The organism is Aquimarina sp. KJ22-3, assembly GCF_055808215.1.
On record NZ_CM147859.1, the window covers coordinates 2,324,710 to 2,339,919 of the forward strand.

The window sequence follows — 15,210 nt, forward strand, 5'->3', positions numbered from 1 at the left end:
CCATTTTATTGAGGTTTATATTTTAATTTTTGAATCATATCTGTGGTTAATGGATCTGCGTAAACGCCATATGCATCAACTAGTAATCCCTTTATATTAAATTCTGGAGCTGAAATAGCAAACAGAATAGAAGAATCATCAGGATTTGAGTTGCCTTCGAACCTATGCATCTGATCTACTTCAAATTGATCAGCGTACAAATTATAGTTTAACGCTTTGCATTCGATACAGTCGTTTTTGAGATTTAAGTCTTCTGTATACCCTTGCTTTTGCAAATTAGTAATCGCTTCTGAAAGTGTCTCGTATTTCATCATATTATTGTTTTTAAAATTTAAATTCTGCAGTTAGTACAGCATGAAACAGAGTGTTGTTCAATCCACTTTGTTCGAGGAAATTACCAGGGAAAATAACATTAGTTTCGAATTCTAAATTAAAGAATTTATTAATTTCCCATCCGGTAATAGTACCAATTTGATGACCAATAAATCGTCTGTTGTTTATTGCTGGGTATTCTAAAATTAATGGAGGACTATATACCCCATCATTTCGTGAAAAACGCCAAAAAGCGACATAATCCAGGGACAAAGAGAAGTCTCCAAGTTGGGTGTTTATATAAGGATGAAAATCAATTAAATTTGAAGGCCCAAAACGTGCAACCCGACCAAAATAAGCTCCTCTAGGATACAAACCATCAAATGTATTCAAGTTGTTGTCTGAACTATTGGAATCGCCACTTATTGCTTCTGTTTTGATCCCAATGATACCATTCTTACCCAATAGATTTAAAGGGTGCTCAATATTAAATGAAATTGTCCATGCCCTAATAGATTGATCTCCAAAACTTCCAATTTGATAGACAAACTCATTGTTGTAAGTAAAGCTTTTCCAGTTTCCAAAATAACGCAACCCTATAGATGCTCTGTTGTCATCAGCGATGCCTGAATTCCAAGTTTTGTTTTTTTCTTCTTTGTAGAATACGTAGACATCTGTTCCTGTTTGATCTGTCCAGTTTTGACTCCAATACAAAGCAGCTAAACTTTCTTCCTCAAAATTTAGTGCATCATTGTCAAGTATCCCTTCTTCGGGCCTCACGGGAACGGCATAAAATCCTTTAATATTGGTATGATCAGTTTTATATTCTATTTGTACCATGTCAAATGATAAGCGTACATTAGGACCTTCTCTTATATCTACGAGTCGACCACTACCTAAACGCATGTTCTGACGGCCGACCAAGACATCCCATTTGCGGTTAAAATAATACCTTGCGAATACCTGGTTGAAGCCTAATTCATCTTTATCAACTGGTACTAAGTTTTCTTTACTAGTAATCAGACTGGAATTTAGCTCTGCAAAAACTTCCAATTTGTCTGCAATCTTTAGATGAGAGTGTAGTAGAATTCTATTGAGAAACCACACATCATTTTGATCTTCTTCTGAAGAAAATTGTTCATTGATAAAAGTTTCTGTTTGAAACCGATAACTTCCTCCGAAGCTTAAAGATGTTTTTTTTCCAGGATCAATAAGTTTTAAACTTTCATAAATATTTGGTGTGCTATCCGAAACCCTGGTTATCCGATCATTTTGCCGTAGCAGACTAAAGTTGAGATCTAATGTGCTTTTTTCTAATTGAGCTACTCCAACATTTGCGATAGTTAGGTGTGTAAGGAATACTATGTTTTTCCATGTTTTCATTTTAAAATTTTCTAATAAGTAATACACTAGCAATTAAGAAGGCAACTCCCAATAGTCTTTGCCAATTAATTGACTTGACAGGTAACCCCAAGAGTCCATAATGATCTAATATTAAGGATATGGTCATTTGACCTGCTACTACCAAAACAAATGTGAGTGCTGTGCCTAATTTTGGAGCAAGAATGATTACGACAGCTACGTAAAAGGCCCCTAAGATTCCAGCGAACCACACCAAAGGAGATACGCTTTTGGTCTGTGATATTGAGGAAAAGTCAAACTTTAGGATAAAAAGATATAGAAATAACCCGACTGTGCCTATAAGAAAGGACGCAAAGGCAGCGAATATGGGTTGATGAACCGATTTTCCTAATTGCACATTTAAACCAGCCTGAAGAGGTAGAACAGCGCCTGCAACAATGGCCAACAGAATAAAAATGAGTTGAGATTTCATTATACGGTGTTTTTAAAGAATTTATGATCTAAAGAATACTTGCCTGGTCCCATAAAAAAGATGAGTAAATAACATAATGTATACATCAACGGAATATCCTTTACGGTCCAGGGATCATCAATGTGAACTATCAAAAGACCAGTTAGTGTTACACTTAATATGAGTAGGATAGCTAATCGAGTTCCCAAGCCTATAATGATAAAGGCAGGAGCTACGATATTTGCGATTATCGCAATAAACGTACTAATTTCTCCTCCCAGACCCATAGGGTCTGGAATATGTTTTACCGTACTCTCAAAATCGAGTAGTTTTTTTATTCCATGCGTGTTTATCATTGATATTGAAACGAGTACTCTGAATAGTAATAATGTAATATTAGGTGTCAATCCTTTATGCCAGGGGTTGAATATGGTTTTACTAAGACCTGTTTTCATAGGGATATTCTTTTAATAAGATCTTAATGTCTTTAATCAACCTAAACGTGTCGTTTTTATCCAATCCGTTGTAATAGCCTCTGATTTGTTGTTTGCCATCTACCAAAACGAATGTTCCGTCATGAATAAGATTGAATTCTTTTTTAGAGCTATCATCAAATGCACGTACCTTGTAGTCTTTGGCTAATTCCAAAACAGTAGCACTGTTACCTGTTAATAAATTCCATTTGTTCGGTTTGATATTGTATGCGTCAGAGTATGTTGATAGTTTTTCTGGTGTATCATTTTTAGAATCGATACTAATGGAAATGATCTTTACCTTATCGTTGTTCAAAAATGCTTCTTCCACAAATTTGAGATGATTGGTCATCTTTGGACAGATGGTCGGACAACTAGTAAAGAAAAAATCGACTACTTGTATTTTGCCTTCGAACTCCTTAGAGCTTACCTCTTTGTTCAATTGATTGATCAATGTAAAATCAGGAGTCGTATAAGAATTAAATTCACCTGTGTACGTATCTAAGACCTTTTCACCGAGAACTGGAAGCGTTTCTTTCTGCTTACAACTATTTATGAGTATGATACCTAGTGCAATGATGAGATATTTAATTGTTTTCATAATGGGTGACTAATGAGATGTTTTCTAGTTTTAAAATGTCATCAGGAATATTACGATTAGGAAGGGGGACCGGTTGAAAGATGACCTGAATATCTTTTTTTGCATCTATAACTTCAGCAATTTCTTTCTCTATTTCGATTTGTAGGTGTACACCATTTTGAAGCAGTACAGAATCTAGATCCAGAATAGGTAATATGGTAAAGGTTCCTGTATACTTACTTTGCTTACTACCATTTTTATCATATTCAAAAAATACTCTTGCACAATAAGGCTGATAGGGGAGTTGTGCTCTTTCAAAATGTAGGATAACATGGGTACGTTCCTTATCCATAAATTCTTTGTAAATCGTATCGGTATCAGATGTGTCTAAGTTTAAAGCAACTACACAATCGCGTTTGGTTTCTTCCCTTTTGGGTTTGTCAGCATCAAGAAAGGGATTACAGTAATTGGGGTTTAGATTTAGATCAGCAAATTGATATCCTAACGTTTCTGTGTTCAGGAGCTCTTTTATTTTAAAATCAACAGGTCTGCCGTTGCCATCAGTAGCAAATAAACGTTTCTCCAGCCATTCTTCGTCGGTTGGTAGTTTGTTCTCGGTATCATAAGCTCTCCAGGCCTCCCAAATGCGATCACAGTTACCGTGGTGACCATAAAAAATAGGTTCGAAACCGGATTCTGCAAAAGTGGCCATTTGTCCTCCAATCCAATTATGAATATTATTATGAAAAGATTGCTCGGCTATACCGTCTAGTTGAGAATCCCCACGTTTTTTTATCGCTGGATATCCGCCAAACGTTTTGTATTTATTCGCTCTGAAGGCAGCACCAACATTTATAAAGTCTTTAGGGATTTCATCGTTTGGACCTACTAATCTTGTTACATTAAACAGAGGATTACTTTCATCTCCCCAATAATGGTCTGGGATATAATTGGATTTTGTCCAATCCCAATAATGCAAGGCGAGTTGTGGTTCATTGACCGCTTTTTGAAGTTTTTGTTCCATTGACCATAAATACAACCGGTGCCACGGCCATACATACCAATTATAATGCACCTGATTTGAGTAAATACTTGTGGCGCAAAAGGTCGCGTGAAGCATCCCATGAGCAGTCCACCCAAAAGGGTCTAAAGGTGAAATTTCTGAGCGATCTTTTAAAATTTTGACTGCATCTTTAAACAATTGAATTTCTGGATCATTTACTGGAATATCTGCAATATTCTTTCTAGTGACCACTGATGGAGAATTAACCGTTTGATTTGCTAATGTTGTGTTTTTCGAGTTGTTCTCACAGCTCATGATAAGATTTGAAACTAGTGGCAAAGTCCCCAGTCCAAGAGTTGTAACCCCAGCTCTTTGAAGAAAAGCTCTTCTTGAGGTGTTTTTGTTTTCTTTCATCTTTACATAGGTTTAGTAGGAGACCACTGGTTTTGTGGTCTCCTTTTAGGATAGTTATGCTTCTTTGATAAATTGAGCATCTATGGTAATAGTTACTGTGTCAGAGACCACAATACTTCCAGCCTCTGTTACAGCATTCCAAGTCAAGTTGAAATCTTTACGATTGACTTTGCCTCTTATTTCAAAACCAGCTTTGGTTTGACCGTAAGGATCTATAGCTACACCATTAAAGTCTACGTCTAATGTTACTTCTTTGGTGATGTCTCTAATAGTAAGGTCTCCGATTATTGTGTCTCCATCAAACGATTTTGAATGGAAGGTCATTTCAGGATATTCTTTGGCATTGAAAAAATCATCAGATTTTAGATGAGTATCTCTGTCACTATTTTTAGTGTTGATAGAGTCAATCTTTGTCGAAAAGTTAAAAACTGCATCACTAAAATTGTCATCACTGGTTTCGACTGAAGCAGTATAGGCCTCAAAGTGCCCTTTTACAGTAGAAATCATCATATGTTTTACCTTGAACCCAATTTCTGAATGTGTGTTGTCAATATTCCATTTTGTTTTGATAGCTGTTTCCATTATTTTATCTTTTTATGATTTTTAATTTGATTGATAACCTCCAAAATATTTTACGGGAGACCAATTAGGGATTGGTTCTGGTATTGAAGGGCTCATTGTACTGTATTCTTCAGCTCCGTAAACAATGTTACCGCCAACAACAGTAAGCACAGATGTTAAACTGTTAATTTCTTTTTCAGGTATAGTGAAGTAATCGTCGGATAGGATGGCAAAATCAGCAAACATACCATCTTCTAATGTTCCCTTAACCGTCTCTTCGTTGGATACCCAGGCGCTACCTTGTGTATACAGATGTAGTGCTTCTTCACGGCTTAATTTATTTTCTTCTGACGCTAGTTGGAAGTCGCCAACGGTTTTACCTGTGATTAACCAGTACAACGCAGGCCAGGGGTTATAACTTGCTACGCGAGTACCATCGGTTCCCGCTCCTACTGGGATTCCCATTTCTATCATTTTTTTTACAGGAGGAGCTTCTTTAGCTTTTTCTGCACCATAGCGCTCTACAAAGTATTCCCCAGCATAAGCCATACGTGCCTGAATGGCAATACCACCATTAAGCGCTTTAATACGTTTCAGATCCTTGATTTGTACCGTTTCGGCATGGTCAAACAACCAACGTTTTGAAGCTAATTTTCCATTTGTTTCTTGATTTACCTCCTCAAAAACATCTAACATTAGTGATATCGTCTCACCATAAGTTGCGTGAATCCTGAAAGGCCATCCATTATCGACATGAAGTCTAACAATCCGTTTAAGGTCTTTTCGCCAAGTAGGGCGATCTCGATCAAGTAATGGTTGAGGTGCCAAAAAATTTTCGTAGTCACCGGCACTCCAGGCCAAAAATTCGCCACCACCTTCTAACTCATAACCATGATCTAGGTGAATTTCACCATTATGACCAACTTCATTGGTTTCCATCCATTCTGTAAACTCTTCGTATTCTGCTCCTTTGTTTTGAGGGAATAAGTAATAAGACAAACGAATAGGCATTTCACCGGCGTCTGCTAGTGTTTTTGTACCTGTATAATCTTTAGGGAATTTATGACCACCACCTCCGGCATCAATTCCACTCGTAATCCCAAAAGTGTTTAATTCTCTGTAAAATTGCCTTGTACCATTTTCCATTTCAGCTTGGGTTAAAGGGGGCAGGCTTCCTATCCGGGCGTAAAGAATAGTTGGATTAGGATCTGCAATCAACACGCCAGTTAATTTACCATCGGGACCCTTCTGAAACTGAGAGTCTTTTGGTGCCTTTGTATGCTCGTCAATTCCCAAAGCATCAAGTCCAGCTTGATTTAAATATCCTTGACTATACAAGAAAAGAACATAGGTAGGAACATCTCCTGTGGCCTCGTTCAATTCGTCCATGGTAAATAATCGTTTTTCTTCAAATTGAAACGGACTCCAACCGCCGATCACTCGTACCCATTGACCTTTTGGTGTACGCGCAGCTTGTTCTTTCAACATTTCAAGAGCTCGTTTTAATGTTTTTACTCCATCCCAGCGTACTTCTGCGTTAAAAAATCGTCCGCCACGTGTAAGATGTAAGTGAGAATCGTTTAATCCGGGAATGAGCGTTCGCCCTTTGGCATCAATTACCTTTGTTGCATCACCTTGAAATGTTAATATATCTTTGGAAGCCCCGGTTTTGAATACCTTTCCGTCTTTTATGGCAATCGCTTCTGTAATAGTGTGCGATTGATCCATTACAGCTACTTTTGCATTGGTAACAATTAAGTCTGCGGTATCTTTTTGTTCTACCATTTTTTGGGTCTGCTCGTTTTTACAAGAGATAGTTAATAGTAGAATACCTATAAAAAACAATGTCTTTCTCATCGTCAATTGATTTTAAGGCACCTTGTTTCCATGACAAAGTGCCATTAATAAACTACTTACTTCTTGTTGTGACCTTCTGCCTCACTAGCTTCTTTGCCGGTCATCCATTTGCTCATTGTTTTGATATAATCAATACCTAAACCATAAGCCCCACCATATTTTTTGGAGATTTTGACGACATCATTGTACTTATCACTTCTGGCCCAATCTCTGTGTATCTCTAACAAGTATTGAAGGGATGTGATTGGTTTAACTCCTGCCTGAATCATACGGGTAATTGCCATGTCATGTGCCTCTTGAGAAGTCCCTCCGTTAGCATCTACCACAACGTATACCTCATATCCATCTTCTAGAGCCGATAAAGAAGCAGAAAGTGTACATACTTCTGTCCAAAGACCGGCAACAACTAATTTTTTCTTACCTGTCTTTTGTACTGCTTCGACAATACGTTTATCTTCCCAAGAATTCATAGTAGATCGATCTATGTAGTCCTCGGTATTAGGATAATGCTCTCGAATTTCTGGGAAAACGGGACCACTAAAAGATTTTTCGGCAACGGTTGTTATAATCGTAGGTACATTATAAAGTTTTGTTGACGCTGCAAGTAAACCTACATTATTCCTTAACTCTTCGATCGGCTGTGATTCTACTGCAAAAGCCATTTGACTTTGATGGTCAATCATCAATACAACATGATTAGTTGGGTTTAACAATTGTTTTGCTGCATTGGCTGGGTCATTATTAGGGTTAGGGTTATACATAGCCCATTGTCCAAAGGATATCGTTGCCATTAATAGTGCTACGATTGATAAACTTAATTTTCTCATTGTTTTTAGATTTTCGTCAATGTTGACAGTTTATTATTCAATTTTATGTGTTAAAAGTTTAATTCATAGGTACTTCCATTAGAAGTAATTCAGTATTGCTATCTGCTTTGATTTCCAGTTGTGCTACATCCCATATTCCAAACCCATCTCGTTTGGAAAGGGCTTGATCATTAATGGTAGTGGCACCATCAATCACAAAAGCATAAACACCATTTTTCTTATTGTTCTTTAAATCATAGGTTATGGCTTTTCCTTTTTCTAGTGAAGCCATATGAAACCAAGCTTCCTGATGGATCCATACACCTGCATCATCAGCATTTGGCGATAGGATTTGCTGTAATTTGTTTTTCCTGTCATTGGTATTCAGTGTGATTTGGTCATACCTTGGTGTTACTCCTTTTTTATTCGGAAAGACCCAAATCTGTAAGAACTTTACCTGCTTGTCGGGATTGTTATTGTATTCAGAATGCATGATTCCTGTACCTGCACTCATTACCTGTATATCTCCAGATTTGATGACTGCGGTATTACCCATATCATCTCTATGCAATAAATCGCCTTCAAGGGGTATGGATATGATTTCCATATCGTTATGTGGGTGAGTACCGAAACCCATGCTTTCTGAAACAATATCATCGTTGAGCACCCTTAATACCCCAAAATGCATTCTTTCTGGATTATGATAATTTGCAAAACTGAAGGTGTGTTTAGATTTTAACCATCCGTGGTTAGCATCTCCTCTTGTATCTGCCTTGTGTAATACGTTATTCATTGTTTTATTTTCTTTATTTGGTAAATGATTATATCCAACTTTTTCAGGGTCTACATCTTTATTTTTGTTTGAATGGGTTGCACTTACAAGGGTTGAAATTCCTACTAGTGATAAAGCACTTCCAGCAACCGATTTTTTTAAAAAGTCTTTCCGTTTCATCTGATTTTGTTGAATTTTATTTTCTAAACATTAGGCTAATCATATGCCAAAAAAATAAAACCTTGATAATCAAGTGTTTAAAATGTTAAATAGCGTGTTTGTTTTTCTTATTTTTCAGAAAATTCTGTTATTTGAGAAAATTTTAGTTATTTTTAACATAGCAAAGCACCTCATAAAATGGTAACACTACACAACGAATTATCTATCAAAGAATGGTTGATTGATGCATTGCCTTACGAAGTAATTTGGGCCGATGAGGCTGGTAAGATTATTTATGCTAATGCTAAGTTTTGTAAGCGTTTAGGTTATAAAAAGTCAGAGTTAATCAAGCTTTCTATTTATGATTTGAATGTGACCGTTACCAAGGACAGTTGGAAAAATCATTGGGAAACTCTTAAAAAAGAAAAGGTTCAGCATTTCAAAGCTATTCATAAAACCAAATCTGGGAGATTTTACGATGCGGAAGTTTTTGCTCAGTTTTTCTCAAATAATGGAAAAAAATGATTTGTTCTATTATTAATGATATTACTGAGTCTAGTTTTTACAGGAATCTATTGAAGGATGCAGAATCAATTGCTAATGTAGGAGGATGGAAATTTAATTTACAGGATAATTCAATAATTGTTACCGAGGAAGCTTTCTGCATATTGGATACCAAGAATAAAGAAGATTTTTTACCAGGTAATGCGGTAAAATTTTTCAAAGAAGAAGAAAAGGTAAAAGAACTTTTAGAAATGTTTGGAGGGATGAACAAGAATTTGATGAGATTTTAGAGACCAATACAAACCCTTCAAAATTTGTTAGAGCCATTGCAAAACCTATTAAAAAAGGAGACAAGTTGTTTAAAATCATTGGGATATACCAAGATGTTACCGAACAACATAAAAAAGAGAATAGGTTAAAGTTTTTTAAAGAGATTATTGATAATGCTCAGGATTTGGTATATGTATATAATCGAGAAGGTAAGCTACTTCATTACAGTGACACTGTTTCTAGACAACTAGGTTTTTCAAAAAATCAGCTAAATGAATTTTCAATCTATGATTTGGATGCCAATATTACCAAAGAATGGTGGTATGATCATTTTGATGAATTAAAAGAGAAAGGCTCAATGCATATGGAGTGGTTGATAACTAGAAAAGATGGAACCAAATTCCCGGCAGATATCGTAGCTAATCATTTGATGTATGAAGGTGAGGATATTAATTGTGCGGTAGTTCGGGATATTACTGAGCGTAAAATGCGCGACCTAAAGCTCTTTGAGGCATTGGAAGAGATTAAGTCTCTAAAAACCAGACTTGAGAATGAAAATGAATATTTACAGCAAGAGATTAGTAGTAAGATAAATGCAGACAATATTGTTCATAAGAGTAAATCATACTCAAAAGTTTTAGAACAGGTTCATCAGGTTGCATCAACAGATACAACGGTTTTAATTACTGGTGAATCAGGTACTGGTAAAGAACTTTTGGCAAGAGCTGTTCATAACAATAGTACAAGAAAGGAAAGACCTCTTATTAAAATTAATTGCGCTACTTTACCTAATGAGCTTATCGAAAGTGAACTTTTTGGTCATAAGAAAGGTGCTTTTACTGGTGCTGTTCAGGATAAAATTGGAAAGTTTTCCTTAGCTGATGGAGGGACTATTTTTTTGGATGAAATAGGAGAACTACCTATAGATTTACAGCCCAAATTGCTTAGAGTACTTCAAGAAGGAGAATTTGATATGCTTGGTGATAGTAAAACCCAAAAGGTTGATGTGCGTATTGTTGCAGCAACAAATAGAGATTTAGAAGAAATGGTAAGAGGAGGGGAGTTTCGGGAGGATCTTTACTATCGATTAAATGTTTTTCCGATAGATAACATTCCTCTTCGAGCTAGAAAAGAAGACATTCCCCTTTTGGCGCAGTATTTTCTCGATAAATATTCGGCAAAAGCAGGAAAAGCTTTTAAACGATTATCTAAAAGAACTATTGAGGCACTTTTAAATTATAATTTCCCGGGTAATATACGAGAGTTAGAGAACTTAATCGAACGGGCTGTGATTATTGAAAGCGGAACTACTCTAAACCCTGGTTCCTGGATACCAAAATCAACCGGAGAAATTTCTTCTACCGATTTCAAATCTTTTGAAGAAATGCAAAAAGCATATATAATTGATGTTTTAAATCATACCAAATGGCGTGTAAGTGGACCCAAAGGTGCAGCAACGATTCTTGGAATGAAAGATAAAACGCTTTTTGCAAGGATGAAAAAGTTAGGCATCGAAAAACAGATAAGCCTGAAAAGCTAGTATTTGATTACTTTGATTTGGTTTCTGGATGTTCTCGTTAAAAGGTGTGTATCAAAATTCATAAAATGTCTTAACTATATTCAAATCCTTAGTATTTTTTTCTAAAATCAAAAGGAGTGCTACCGGTGTTGGCTTTAAAAGTCTTTGAGAAATAGGAATACTCTTCAAATCCCAAAATTTCTGAAATAGAGCTTAAAGAATGCGTACTGTGTACCAACATTCGTTTGGCTTCGAGTAACACTCGTTCTTTAATCACATCAGAACTGGTTTTGTTGATGGTGGCTTTTGTGATTCTGTTCAAATGCTTTGGGGTAATATTTAATTGATCTGCATAGAATTGAACCGATTTCTCCACTCGGAAGTGCTTTTCTACCGCAGCGTGGAAGTTTTCCAGTGCTTTTAAGTACGTTTTTGAAGTTTTTCTAATTACTGGGATGGAGGAGGTGTAATACCGAGTTAAATCAATATATAGTTGATCGATTAGGCTGGTTAGTTTTTGATATTTATAAACTTCGTCTCCGTGATGTTCTTCGTTAATTTGGTGGAATAAATATTTGAAATGAGTAATCATGGAATCGCTCAGGTTCAGTATCGAAGGATTTTCAATCGAGAAATAAAAAGGAAACTGAGACAAACTTGCATTAACAAAATTGAACTCATAAAATCCTTGCGTATGGAAGAATATGTATCCTTTTGGTGAAGAGTTAAAATCCCAAAAATGAGTTTGACCAGGTTTTAGAAAGAATACACTACCGGGTTGAATGGTATAGGTGTTAAAGTCTATCTCATGGATGCCAGTGCCTTCTGTAAAAAATACACAAAGAAAAAAGTTATGGCTATGGGGTTTACTAATTATGCTTTCATTTCTTTTTATATGATTTTCAAAAGTATTACTGTAAAAATCATGGCTAGAGACCTTATGATCAAATTGCTCGATTTTTAGAATGGGGACGGTCTTGTTTATTTCCATAATGTCCTAAAAGTACAAATTACTGGGATAATACTGTTATTTTAAGAAAGCTTCATATGCTAATTTTATAAGCTCAAAAACAAAACAACATATCCGGTAAGTGTATATGATCACTATCTGGAATGCTAATAAAAACAAAAGATGATGAATTTCTTGAAAGGAACAAAACTGCATAGTATTTTAGGAGGAAGTTGTCCTGTTTGTCAAAATGAAAGTATGTATAAGGAACCCAATCCATATGTGGTTTCTAAGCTGTTCGAAATGAACGAACGTTGCCAATCCTGTGGCACAAAATACAAGATCGAGCCTTCGTTTTTCTACGGTGCCATGTATGTAAGCTATCCTGTGGGGATTCTTTTTGCCGCCACTGCCTTTGTGCTTTCCTATTTGGTTTTTGGTTTAGATCTTATCCCTACCTATATCATTATTGTTGCGGTGATGGTGATCTCATTACCGATCATTATACGACTGTCAAGAAACATATGGATTAATTTTTTTATGAATTACAGGAAAACGAAATCTGTTTAGTAGGTATTTGTACATACCTCAAAAACAAATAAAAGAATCAGACGATATGAAATTCACTGGTAGTACAGAAGAGTTTATTTATCTAGATACTATAGATCATTCCTCATGCGAAGTACTGAAACAAAAAGTCAAAAGTTCGCTCACTGTACTTTGGTTCAAATCTGATGAAAACATTTTGAGGATCGATGGAGAAGAAGTGATCTTTCAGAAGGATCAAATTGTTTTCTTAACAGAGTTTCATCATCTAGAGCCTGTCAAGATCGGTACGATTAGGGTGCTTCGATTCAACCGTTCTTTTTATTGTGTACTGGACCACGATAGCGATGTGGGCTGCAAAGGAGTATTGTTTTTTGGCGCTGCACAATTACCTGTTGTTTCGGTTTCTTCAGAAGAATTATACAAGTTTAACACCGTTTGGGAAATGTTTGTTTTAGAAATTAATTCTCGAGACAAACTGCAACAAGAATCTCTTCAGGTGATGCTAAAACGCTTTTTGATCTTGTGTGTTCGATTATATACTCAGGAAAAAAAGTACCCAAAAGAAAAAAAGAAATCAACCTTATACGCGAGTATAACTTTTTGATCGAACAATATTTCAAAAGCAAGCATACCGTAAAAGAGTATGCCAGTTTATTACATAAATCTCCAAAAACCTTATCTAACATTTTTTCGAGGTCGGGCTTTAAATCCCCTCTATTCTATATACAGGAACGAATTTTGTTAGAAGCACGCCGCCAATTGCTGCATACTAACAAATCAGTAAAAGAAATAGCTTTCGAACTAGGGTACGAAGATCTGCAAACCTTTAGTAGATTCTTTAAAAAACATCAAGGTTCCTCTCCTTCAGAATACAAAAAAGACCTCAAAATCTCATCAATGGCATAGAAAACCGTGGTTTTTGAATACTATTCCAAATGCTGAGAAAAATTGCTAACTCTTAGGGAATAGTTGTCTATCTCTTGCGCTGCTTTACTTCAGACCTTTGTAAGGTAATCAATAGATGATTATCAAAAACATTTAAAAATATAGAACTATGAAAAAAATATTGATGATGACTATTATGGTCATAAGTACATTTGCAGGTTATGCACAATTACCAGATCCTGGTTTTGAAGTAGATGCCAGAACGGCAATCGTAATAACAGATCCACAAAATGATTTTTTAAGTCCAGATGGTGTAACATGGGGAGTAGTGGGAGAGAGCGTTACTGCCAATAATACTGTAGAGAATTTAGAAAAGCTATTTAAGGTAGCCAAAGAAAAAGGAATGATGGTCTTTGTTTCTCCTCATTACTATTACAAACATGATCATAATTGGAAAATAGAAGGAGCGCTTGAGGCTTTAATGCACAAAATCAACATGTTTGATAGAAGTCATACTCTCAAAACCGATGGATTTGAAGGTTCTGGAGCCGATTGGTTAGACCGATACAAAAAATATATTGACGAAGATAATGTAGTAGTTACCAACCCGCATAAAGTATATGGCCCAGAATCCAACGATTTGGCATTACAGTTGCGCAAGCACGGTTTTGATAATGTAATCCTGGCAGGGATGTCATCCAACCTTTGTACAGAATCTCATATGAGAGACTTGGTAGAATCTGGTTTTAGAGTGGCGGTGGTTAAAGATGCAACAGCAGGAGCTATTTTACCTGGGTTAAATGCTTACGAAGCCTCGGTAGTCAACTTTAAAATGATTGCGAGTCATGTATATGATACCGACGAAATTGTAACTAAAATAAAGGCTCACAAAAAATAGATTTGCAATAGTAATTTTTCATGAGTAGTGGTTAATTTTTGTGATAACTAGAAAAGGAGCTGTTTGTGGGAACAGCTCCTTTTTGTATGAAAATAATAGTATTATTCGTTTTATTCTCCAGAAGTCTCTTGCATGGTGTGATAGACGTTCTGCACGTCATCATCTTCTTCAATTTTTTCTAGTAGTTTCTCAACATCTGCTACCTGCTCTGGAGTCAATTGTTTAGTCACTTGTGGGATGCGCTCAAAGCCAGAAGAAAGGATTTCTATATTTCTTCCTTCAAGTTCCTTCTGTATGGTTCCAAAACTTCCAAAAGGAGCGTAAATTAAAATACCATCATCATCTTGAAACACCTCTTCGGCACCAAAATCAATAAATTCTAGCTCTAATTCTTCGGGATTAATACCTTCGCCATTAATTCTGAAATTACAGGTATGATCAAACATAAATTCTACCGAACCTGAAGTCCCCAAGTTTCCATCACATTTATTAAAATAAGATCTGATATTGGCTACCGTTCTATTGTTATTGTCAGTTGCTGTTTCTACCAAAATAGCAATACCATGTGGAGCATATCCTTCAAAAAGCACTTCTTTATAATCCCCTTGATTTTTATCTGAAGCTCTTTTTATGGCTCTTTCAATATTATCTTTGGGCATATTAGCAGCTTTCGCATTTTGGATTACTGCTCTTAACTTAGAGTTCGAATCAGGATCAGGGCCGCCTTCTTTTACAGCCATTACTATATCTTTTCCTAATCTTGTAAACGTTTTGGCCATGGCAGACCAACGCTTCATTTTACGTGCTTTTCTAAATTCGAAAGCTCTTCCCATAGTATAAATTTAATCGTGTAGAATACAAACATAAGTAGAAACCAAGTTTTTGG

19 protein-coding genes are annotated in these 15,210 nt (G+C 36.0%); 7 read left to right on the top strand and 12 right to left on the bottom strand.

Going from position 1 to position 15,210, the window contains the following annotated elements:
• Nucleotides 1-5: 5 nt before the first annotated feature.
• The 10 genes from AC0L3Q_RS10605 to AC0L3Q_RS10650 are packed head-to-tail and all read right to left on the bottom strand — an operon-like array spanning nt 6 to nt 8,612.
• On the bottom strand, nt 6-311 hold the full coding sequence (locus tag AC0L3Q_RS10605) for a phosphoribosylpyrophosphate synthetase (protein WP_473286535.1): 306 nt from the start codon (nt 309-311) through the stop codon (nt 6-8).
• A 13-nt stretch (nt 312-324) separates the two neighbouring features.
• The gene (locus AC0L3Q_RS10610) at nt 325-1,695 is read right to left on the bottom strand and encodes an alginate export family protein (RefSeq protein ID WP_473286536.1); all 1,371 of its coding nucleotides are present in this window, start codon (nt 1,693-1,695) and stop codon (nt 325-327) included.
• A gap of 1 nt (nt 1,696) precedes the next feature.
• Nucleotides 1,697-2,146 carry a DMT family transporter gene (locus AC0L3Q_RS10615; protein ID WP_473286537.1) on the bottom strand — a complete coding sequence of 150 codons (450 nt, stop codon included), beginning with the start codon at nt 2,144-2,146 and terminating at the stop codon, nt 1,697-1,699.
• Entirely contained in the window at nt 2,146-2,580 is a 435-nt protein-coding gene (locus tag AC0L3Q_RS10620) for a DoxX family protein (RefSeq protein WP_473286538.1), read from the bottom strand. Before AC0L3Q_RS10620 ends, AC0L3Q_RS10615 begins: the two co-directional genes overlap by 1 nt.
• The gene (locus tag AC0L3Q_RS10625; protein WP_473286539.1) at nt 2,564-3,199 is read right to left on the bottom strand and encodes an SCO family protein; all 636 of its coding nucleotides are present in this window, start codon (nt 3,197-3,199) and stop codon (nt 2,564-2,566) included. The genes AC0L3Q_RS10620 and AC0L3Q_RS10625 overlap by 17 nt, the downstream gene beginning before the upstream one ends.
• Nucleotides 3,186-4,595 (bottom strand): tyrosinase family protein, encoded by a 1,410-nt coding sequence (locus tag AC0L3Q_RS10630; RefSeq protein ID WP_473286540.1) that lies wholly within the window; start codon nt 4,593-4,595, stop codon nt 3,186-3,188. Before AC0L3Q_RS10630 ends, AC0L3Q_RS10625 begins: the two co-directional genes overlap by 14 nt.
• Nucleotides 4,596-4,649: 54 nt before the next feature.
• A complete protein-coding gene (locus AC0L3Q_RS10635; RefSeq protein ID WP_473286541.1) occupies nt 4,650-5,177 on the bottom strand; it encodes a YceI family protein in 528 nt (175 codons plus the stop codon).
• 21 nt (nt 5,178-5,198) lie between these two features.
• Nucleotides 5,199-7,013, bottom strand: a complete 1,815-nt coding sequence (locus tag AC0L3Q_RS10640) for an amidohydrolase (protein ID WP_473286542.1) — start codon at nt 7,011-7,013, stop codon at nt 5,199-5,201.
• Nucleotides 7,014-7,069: 56 nt separating this feature from the next.
• A complete protein-coding gene (locus AC0L3Q_RS10645) occupies nt 7,070-7,840 on the bottom strand; it encodes a hydrolase (RefSeq protein ID WP_473286543.1) in 771 nt (256 codons plus the stop codon).
• Between the two features lie 58 nt (nt 7,841-7,898).
• Nucleotides 7,899-8,612, bottom strand: a complete 714-nt coding sequence (locus AC0L3Q_RS10650; protein ID WP_473286935.1) for a pirin family protein — start codon at nt 8,610-8,612, stop codon at nt 7,899-7,901.
• Between the two features lie 336 nt (nt 8,613-8,948).
• Here AC0L3Q_RS10650 and AC0L3Q_RS10655 point away from each other — a divergent pair, with 336 nt between their 5' ends.
• The 3 genes from AC0L3Q_RS10655 (at nt 8,949) to AC0L3Q_RS10665 (ending at nt 11,064) form a co-directional block, all read left to right on the top strand.
• A complete protein-coding gene (locus tag AC0L3Q_RS10655) occupies nt 8,949-9,275 on the top strand; it encodes a PAS domain-containing protein (RefSeq protein WP_473286544.1) in 327 nt (108 codons plus the stop codon).
• Nucleotides 9,272-9,544 carry a hypothetical protein gene (locus tag AC0L3Q_RS10660; RefSeq protein ID WP_473286545.1) on the top strand — a complete coding sequence of 91 codons (273 nt, stop codon included), beginning with the start codon at nt 9,272-9,274 and terminating at the stop codon, nt 9,542-9,544. The genes AC0L3Q_RS10655 and AC0L3Q_RS10660 overlap by 4 nt, the downstream gene beginning before the upstream one ends.
• A 65-nt stretch (nt 9,545-9,609) precedes the next feature.
• On the top strand, nt 9,610-11,064 hold the full coding sequence (locus AC0L3Q_RS10665; RefSeq protein WP_473286546.1) for a sigma-54 interaction domain-containing protein: 1,455 nt from the start codon (nt 9,610-9,612) through the stop codon (nt 11,062-11,064).
• 88 nt (nt 11,065-11,152) lie between these two features.
• On the opposite strand, the gene AC0L3Q_RS10670 is transcribed toward AC0L3Q_RS10665, so the two are convergent.
• Complete coding sequence (locus tag AC0L3Q_RS10670; RefSeq protein WP_473286547.1) at nt 11,153-12,034, bottom strand: helix-turn-helix domain-containing protein; 882 nt, start codon at nt 12,032-12,034, stop codon at nt 11,153-11,155.
• 144 nt (nt 12,035-12,178) lie between these two features.
• Here AC0L3Q_RS10670 and AC0L3Q_RS10675 point away from each other — a divergent pair, with 144 nt between their 5' ends.
• From AC0L3Q_RS10675 to AC0L3Q_RS10690, 4 genes are all read left to right on the top strand, one after another.
• Nucleotides 12,179-12,562 (top strand): DUF983 domain-containing protein, encoded by a 384-nt coding sequence (locus AC0L3Q_RS10675; protein WP_473286548.1) that lies wholly within the window; start codon nt 12,179-12,181, stop codon nt 12,560-12,562.
• Between the two features lie 46 nt (nt 12,563-12,608).
• A complete protein-coding gene (locus AC0L3Q_RS10680; RefSeq protein ID WP_473286549.1) occupies nt 12,609-13,145 on the top strand; it encodes a hypothetical protein in 537 nt (178 codons plus the stop codon).
• The gene (locus AC0L3Q_RS10685) at nt 13,064-13,447 is read left to right on the top strand and encodes a helix-turn-helix domain-containing protein (protein WP_473286550.1); all 384 of its coding nucleotides are present in this window, start codon (nt 13,064-13,066) and stop codon (nt 13,445-13,447) included. Before AC0L3Q_RS10680 ends, AC0L3Q_RS10685 begins: the two co-directional genes overlap by 82 nt.
• 148 nt (nt 13,448-13,595) lie before the next feature.
• On the top strand, nt 13,596-14,324 hold the full coding sequence (locus AC0L3Q_RS10690; RefSeq protein ID WP_073312644.1) for a cysteine hydrolase family protein: 729 nt from the start codon (nt 13,596-13,598) through the stop codon (nt 14,322-14,324).
• A 110-nt stretch (nt 14,325-14,434) separates the two neighbouring features.
• Here the strand turns inward: AC0L3Q_RS10690 and AC0L3Q_RS10695 are convergent, their stop codons facing one another.
• A complete protein-coding gene (locus tag AC0L3Q_RS10695; protein WP_473286551.1) occupies nt 14,435-15,157 on the bottom strand; it encodes a YebC/PmpR family DNA-binding transcriptional regulator in 723 nt (240 codons plus the stop codon).
• Between the last annotated feature and the right edge of the window lie 53 nt (nt 15,158-15,210).

Coding starts and splice junctions, on each gene's coding strand:
- AC0L3Q_RS10605 (WP_473286535.1), bottom strand. CDS start 311: ATGAAATACGAGACACTTTCAGAAGCGATTACTAATTTGCAAAAGCAA.
- AC0L3Q_RS10610 (WP_473286536.1), bottom strand. CDS start 1,695: ATGAAAACATGGAAAAACATAGTATTCCTTACACACCTAACTATCGCA.
- AC0L3Q_RS10615 (WP_473286537.1), bottom strand. CDS start 2,146: ATGAAATCTCAACTCATTTTTATTCTGTTGGCCATTGTTGCAGGCGCT.
- AC0L3Q_RS10620 (WP_473286538.1), bottom strand. CDS start 2,580: ATGAAAACAGGTCTTAGTAAAACCATATTCAACCCCTGGCATAAAGGA.
- AC0L3Q_RS10625 (WP_473286539.1), bottom strand. CDS start 3,199: ATGAAAACAATTAAATATCTCATCATTGCACTAGGTATCATACTCATA.
- AC0L3Q_RS10630 (WP_473286540.1), bottom strand. CDS start 4,595: ATGAAAGAAAACAAAAACACCTCAAGAAGAGCTTTTCTTCAAAGAGCT.
- AC0L3Q_RS10635 (WP_473286541.1), bottom strand. CDS start 5,177: ATGGAAACAGCTATCAAAACAAAATGGAATATTGACAACACACATTCA.
- AC0L3Q_RS10640 (WP_473286542.1), bottom strand. CDS start 7,013: ATGAGAAAGACATTGTTTTTTATAGGTATTCTACTATTAACTATCTCT.
- AC0L3Q_RS10645 (WP_473286543.1), bottom strand. CDS start 7,840: ATGAGAAAATTAAGTTTATCAATCGTAGCACTATTAATGGCAACGATA.
- AC0L3Q_RS10650 (WP_473286935.1), bottom strand. CDS start 8,612: ATGAATAACGTATTACACAAGGCAGATACAAGAGGAGATGCTAACCAC.
- AC0L3Q_RS10655 (WP_473286544.1), top strand. CDS start 8,949: ATGGTAACACTACACAACGAATTATCTATCAAAGAATGGTTGATTGAT.
- AC0L3Q_RS10660 (WP_473286545.1), top strand. CDS start 9,272: ATGATTTGTTCTATTATTAATGATATTACTGAGTCTAGTTTTTACAGG.
- AC0L3Q_RS10670 (WP_473286547.1), bottom strand. CDS start 12,034: ATGGAAATAAACAAGACCGTCCCCATTCTAAAAATCGAGCAATTTGAT.
- AC0L3Q_RS10675 (WP_473286548.1), top strand. CDS start 12,179: ATGAATTTCTTGAAAGGAACAAAACTGCATAGTATTTTAGGAGGAAGT.
- AC0L3Q_RS10680 (WP_473286549.1), top strand. CDS start 12,609: ATGAAATTCACTGGTAGTACAGAAGAGTTTATTTATCTAGATACTATA.
- AC0L3Q_RS10690 (WP_073312644.1), top strand. CDS start 13,596: ATGAAAAAAATATTGATGATGACTATTATGGTCATAAGTACATTTGCA.
- AC0L3Q_RS10695 (WP_473286551.1), bottom strand. CDS start 15,157: ATGGGAAGAGCTTTCGAATTTAGAAAAGCACGTAAAATGAAGCGTTGG.